Here is a 5,684-nt window from a genome sequence, read left to right as displayed (position 1 = left end):
GTGCCGGGCCCCGCCGCCTCCACCCCGAAGGCAGTTACGGCCCCGGCGGCTCCGCAGCTCCAGCTCATCCCGGCTTCGGCCGCCGGTGCGCTCGACGCTGCCGAGGAAGCCGTGGACCTCCTGCTGGAGTCGGGCCGCGCCCCCGGTGAAGTGCTGGTGATCACCACCGGCGAACAGCATCCGTGGGCCGCCCATGAGCTGTCCTTCGGCGAAGCCGCCTACTGGTCCCAGCACGACGCCGGCGACGACGTGTTCTACGCGGACGCCTCCGCGGCCGCGCGTGCCGCGTCCCGTCCGGTGGTCGTGGTCGCCGTCAACGGCGGGTCCGCCGCGGCTGTCACCGAGGCCCTGCCGCTGGCCCACTCCCGGGCCGGTGCCCTGTTGATCGTCTGCGGGGACCCGCAGCAGATCAACTCGGTACTGGGCGTCGGCGTTTGAGCCTGATTCGGTAGTCCCTCGGGACACCGTGGGTGAGGAGAGGTGCCGCTTGAGCGGCACCTGCACGGCGGGCCCTTCGGTATGCCCGCGTCTGAGCGGGCGTCAGGCTCGGATTTCACGCCGTGCCGGTTCCCGGAAACATGTGCGCGCCGCCAGGACTGCGAGAGCCATGTGCCACCACGTCGGAGGCCGTACGTCACGGACGTACGGCCGAACAACGGTGACCGGACGGGTCGGGCTCAGCGAGCCGCCGCGCGGCGCAGCACCTCCGAGGCTGCACCGCCGGTGCGCGGCAGCAGAGGCGGGGACTCGGACGTGGCGAAGGGTTCCGGGGCGGAGTCCGCATTCGGACGACGGCCGCCGCGTCCCTCACCGAGCACCTGCCACCCGTCGCGCGTCAGCGTGATGTACGCCCCGCAGCGCAGCCCGTGCAGGGTGCAGGCGTCACGCAGGCCCCACATCCACGCGCCGTCCTCCTCTGTCCAACGCGCATCGCCCTCACGGCAGTAGAGCAGCACGGCGGTGCGCACGGGGGTGCGGCGCCGCAGGTCGTGCGGGATCACCCGGCGCAGTTGGGCCAGCAGCGTGTTCCGGAACATCCAGCCGTCGGCCGGTGCCGGCCGGCGCGTGAACGAGGCGCTCGCCCGCAGCCGTTCGTCCGGATCGAGGACCGCCACGATCGCGGTCGCCGGTTTGGGACGGTGCCGTGAGTGCAGCCCGCTGACGACCTCGCGCGGGTTGCGCAGCAGCGGGATGCCGGCCTCGGCCCACTCGGCGGGTTCGAGCAGACGGGCCAGAGGGTTGGCGGATGCGGCGGACAGGTCGGCTGACGACGTGGACGCCGCGGAGGACGGAGCGAATCCGAAGGTCACGGTCCTCCCTTCGGCTACGCGCCCATACGGCGGGCGGGGTCGGATTCGGGGGAGCGCGCACCGCAGCAGGGCCCTACCGGTCGACGGGCGAGGCCGTGCGGGGAGCGGACCTCAATTGTTCCTGTCGAACTTGGTTGCGGCAACGAGCAATTGGGGTCGCCGACCCGAATCGGACGGTTCGTGGCTTATATCCCTACCCAGTGTTTTACCGGGCGACCCCTGGGACCCCCGGGCCCGGCAACTCCGGGCCCACATCGGTGCGCAGGCGTGGAAGCGGCGTCGCTTCCGGTGCCTGCTCAGCCACGTACCGCCAGCACCAGAGGCAACACCCCCTGGGCACCTGACCGCAACAGCAGCCGGGCGGCGACCGCGAGGGTCCAACCGGTCTCGGTCATGTCGTCGACGAGCAGCACGGGACCCGCGGCTGTCTGCAGCGCCTCCCGCAGCGGCGGAGGCACGACGAGCGCCCCGTGCAGGGCCCGCAGTCGCTGCGCGCTGTTGGAGCGGGGCAGGGAGAGGTCGGCGGAGTCGTCCGTGTACGCGAGGGACCCCAGGAGCGGGAGGCGGCCGACGGCGGAGATCCGGCTTCCCAGTGAGTGGACCAACTGGGGCCGGCTGCGCGAGGGAACGGTGACCACTCCGACCGGGCGGGCCGGCGCCTCCGGAGCTCCGGAGGCCCAGCCGTCGGGCGACTTGGCCCAGTCGGCCAACACGGTCACGACGGCGTTCGCCACGTCGTCGGGAGCGGGGCCGTCCGGTGTCTGCGGTGCGAGCAGCGGCCGGAGACGGTTGCCCCAGCCGATGTCCGACAGCCGCCCGAGAGCACGGCCCGGCAAAGCCTGCTCGCCGGGCGGAATACGACCCTTCAGGTCGACGCCGATGGCCGGAAGGCCCGTCGGCCACATGCGGCGGGGCTCCACTACGACACCGGCGCGGGAGAGCGAGCCGCCCGCGGTGTCCAGGGCGGCGGGGGAGATGTCGGCGGTGAAACGGGGACCGGCGCAGTTGTCGCAGCGGCCGCAGGGAGCCGCCTGCTCGTCGTCCAGCTGCCGCCGCAGGAACTCCATGCGGCAACCCGTGGAGGTGGCGTAGTCGCGCATGGCCTGCTGTTCGGTGGCGCGCTGCTTGGCCACCCAGGCGTAGCGCTCGCTGTCGTACGACCAGGGCTTCCCGGTGGAGATCCAGCCGCCCTTGACCCGGTGGACCGCGCCGTCCACGTCCAGCACCTTGAGCATGATCTCCAGACGGGTGCGGTTGAGCTCCACCAACGGTTCGAGCGCGGGCAGCGACAGCGGACGGTCGGCCCGGGCGAGGGCGTCCAGAGTGCGTCGTACGGCCTCTTCGGGAGGGAACGCGACGGAGGCGAAGTAGGACCAGATCGCCTCGTCCTCACGCCCGGGCAGGAGCAGCACCTCGGCGTGCTCCACGCCGCGTCCGGCGCGGCCGACCTGCTGGTAGTAGGAGATGGGGGAGGACGGCGAGCCGACGTGGACGACGAAGCCGAGGTCGGGCTTGTCGAACCCCATGCCGAGCGCGGAGGTGGCCACCAGCGCCTTGACCTTGTTCGCGAGGAGGGCTTCCTCGGCCTGCTGGCGCTCGGCGTTCTCCGTCTTTCCCGTGTACGAGGCGACGGTGTGTCCGCACTCCCGCAGGAAGGCGGTGATCTCCTCGGCGGCGGCCACCGTCAGCGTGTAGATGATGCCGGAGCCCGGCAGATCGTCCAGATGATCGGCGAGCCACGCCAGCCGGTGCGCGGCGTCGGGCAGTTGGAGCACGCCGAGGCTCAGGCTCTCGCGGTCGAGCGGACCGCGCAGGACCAGGGCGTCCGATCCGGTGCCGGTGCCCAGCTGTTCCGCCACGTCGGCCGTGACCCGGGCGTTGGCCGTGGCAGTCGTGGCCAGCACCGGCACCCCGGACGGGAGGTCGGTGAGCATGGTGCGCAGCCGGCGGTAGTCGGGGCGGAAGTCGTGGCCCCAGTCGGAGATGCAGTGCGCCTCGTCGACGACGAGGAGGCCGGTGGCGGCGGACAGCTCGGGCAGGACGTTGTCACGGAAGTCCGGGTTGTTGAGCCGCTCGGGGCTCACCAGCAGCACGTCCACGGTGCCCGCGGCGACCTCGGCTCGGATGGTCTCCCACTCCTCGGGGTTCGAGGAGTTGATGGTGCGGGCGTGAATTCCGGCTCGGGCGGCGGCCTCGACCTGGTTGCGCATGAGCGCGAGCAGCGGAGAGACGATCACGGTCGGTCCGGCGCCGCGCTCGCGCAGCAGGGCCGTCGCGACGAAGTACACCGCTGACTTGCCCCACCCCGTGCGCTGGACGACCAGGGCCCGGCGCTTGTCGGCGACCAGTGCCTCGATCGCCCGCCACTGGTCCTCGCGCAGCCGCGCCGATCCGGTGCTGTCCCCGACGAGCCGGACGAGGATCCCGTCGGCAGCCTCGCGCAACTCCGTCTTGCTCGTGTGCGTCATGCCCCCATACAACAGGACGCCTCCGACATCGGGCCTGCGCGGTGGACCGGCTGTGGACGAGTGGACTGGGCTTGTCGTGGCCCTGATCGGACTTATCCACAGGCTCAAACGGAACATGAAGATCCGCGAGATCGTCTGCGCATGACGAATCACAGCGAAACCAGTGGACCCGCCGCAAACAGCAACAACCACGGGCGGAACGGTGACGGGTGCACTGACGGCGGGCAGAACGGCGCCCGCCCAGTCAGCGACGGGCGGGAAGGTGAGAGGCGGGAAGGCGACGGTCGGAACAACGACGGACGCGACAACGACGGCTCGGGGATGGGCAACCGCGTCGGATTCGACGCGCATGGCGCCGAGCACCAGGTCACCCTGCGGACTCCCGGGGAACTGGCGGACGCCCTGCCCTACCTGCTCGGGTACCGGCCCGAGGACAGCATCGTCCTGGTCGCCCTGCACGACAGGGGCGGCCGCGGGCGGTTCGGAGGGCGCGCCCGGCTGGGCATTCCGGCGAACAAGGACGACTGGCCGGCCGTGGCCCGGCAGCTCGCCCACGGACTGATCACCGGCAGCGAGCGCAGGGGCGGCCGCCCGGAGCAGATGGTCGCCTACCTCTGCCAGGAACCCGGAGCCGGTGAGACAGGCAGGGAGATCACGGAGCGGCTCGCCCCACTCGCCGGGCTCCTGCGCACGGAGTGCGGCCGGCTCGACGTTCCGGTGATCGAGGCGCTGTGCATCTCCGACGGCCGCTACTGGTCGTACTGCTGTCCCAGCGAGGCATGCTGCCCTGCGGAGGGCCTTCCGATGGGTCTGCCCGGCACATCGGTGCTCGCCGCCGCGGCCACGTACGCCGGGCTGCAGGTACGCGGCACACTGCGCGAGCTGCGGGCCAGGCTGCAGCCCTGGGAGACGGCGGCCGCGCTGGAGCAGGAGATCGCACTGGACACCGCAGGCATGGCCCTGGTCCCCAAGATGCTCGAACAGGCGAGTCGGGCGGACGTTGCCGAGGAGACACTGCGCCTGGCCCGGCGCACCATGGCACGCTTCGCCGAGGCGGCGCCCGTAACGGGCTCGCTCCAGGCCGACCTGCGTGACGACGAACTGCTGGGGCACGACGACGCGGCGCACCTCATTCTCGGGCTGCAGGACCGCACGACCCGGGACCGCGCGGCCGAGTGGATGGAGGCGGAGGAGGCCGGACCGGCCCTGCGTCTGTGGCGCGCTCTGGCTCGCCGGTGCGTGGGACCCTACGGCGAGCATGCGGCGGCGCCGCTCACCCTCGCCGGCTGGGTCGCCTGGTCCGCGGGGGACGAGATCGAGGCCAGGGAGGCTCTGGCCATGGCCCTGGGCGCGGATCCCAGTTACCTCTTCGCCCGGCTGCTGCACCAGGCATGCAACGAGGGCCTCGATCCGGAATCCATCCGCCGCTGCCTGCGGGCGGAACGACAGGGGCGCGAGGGGCGTGAGGATCGCGATGCTCGCGCGCAGTCGGAAGCCGTGCAGTCCGCCGACGCGGAGACGGCCACCGAGGACAAGGCGAGGTCGAACTCGTCGGCCTCTGGCTCTGGCGCTGACGGGAACCCGCCGACGTCCCCGCCTCGTGCCGACCGGAGCACGGAGTCGGTCGGCATTCTTGAGGACGCTCCGGCTCAGTGTTCCTCGCTTGGTGAGGGCGCGCTGCCCCGGTGTTCCCCAGTTGCTGACGGGGCTGTGCCCACCCCATCGCCCACCACGGCCTCAGCCACCCGCCGACGCAAGCGGACCCGTCCCAGCGCTCGCGTCGGTACGCGTCCCCATCCGGTACTGGCGGACGGGCGACAGCCTGACGCCGAGGAGTCCCGCCCACGCTCCAGGTCGGCGCGTGGTACGCGTCCCGGTGCCGTCCGCCGCATCCCGGGCCCGGGCA

The 5,684-nt window shown here is 72.1% G+C and carries 4 protein-coding genes; 2 read left to right on the top strand and 2 right to left on the bottom strand.

Annotated elements, in window-relative coordinates; translation table 11 throughout:
- Positions 1-438, top strand: coding sequence for a hypothetical protein (locus EHS43_RS35600; protein ID WP_125194757.1), 438 nt, complete (start codon positions 1-3; stop codon positions 436-438).
- A 239-nt stretch (positions 439-677) separates the two neighbouring features.
- Here the strand turns inward: EHS43_RS35600 and EHS43_RS35595 are convergent, their stop codons facing one another.
- Positions 678-1,310, bottom strand: coding sequence for a hypothetical protein (locus EHS43_RS35595; protein ID WP_031049266.1), 633 nt, complete (start codon positions 1,308-1,310; stop codon positions 678-680).
- Positions 1,311-1,606: 296 nt separating this feature from the next.
- On the bottom strand, positions 1,607-3,778 hold the full coding sequence (locus EHS43_RS35590; protein WP_125194756.1) for a RecQ family ATP-dependent DNA helicase: 2,172 nt from the start codon (positions 3,776-3,778) through the stop codon (positions 1,607-1,609).
- A 141-nt stretch (positions 3,779-3,919) separates the two neighbouring features.
- On the opposite strand from EHS43_RS35590, the gene EHS43_RS35585 reads away from it, so the two are divergent.
- On the top strand, positions 3,920-5,684 hold a 1,765-nt coding region (locus EHS43_RS35585), incomplete at its 3' end, for a DUF4192 domain-containing protein (RefSeq protein WP_148104165.1).

This window comes from Streptomyces sp. RP5T (assembly GCF_003933965.1).
Lineage (GTDB): Bacteria > Actinomycetota > Actinomycetes > Streptomycetales > Streptomycetaceae > Streptomyces.
The sequence above is the reverse complement of the archived record's forward strand: the minus strand, read 5'-3'. Positions and strand labels throughout refer to the sequence as shown.

Bases quoted from the DNA above. Each gene is read 5' to 3' on its own strand.
- EHS43_RS35590 (WP_125194756.1), bottom strand. From the start codon at position 3,778: ATGACGCACACGAGCAAGACGGAGTTGCGCGAGGCTGCCGACGGGATC.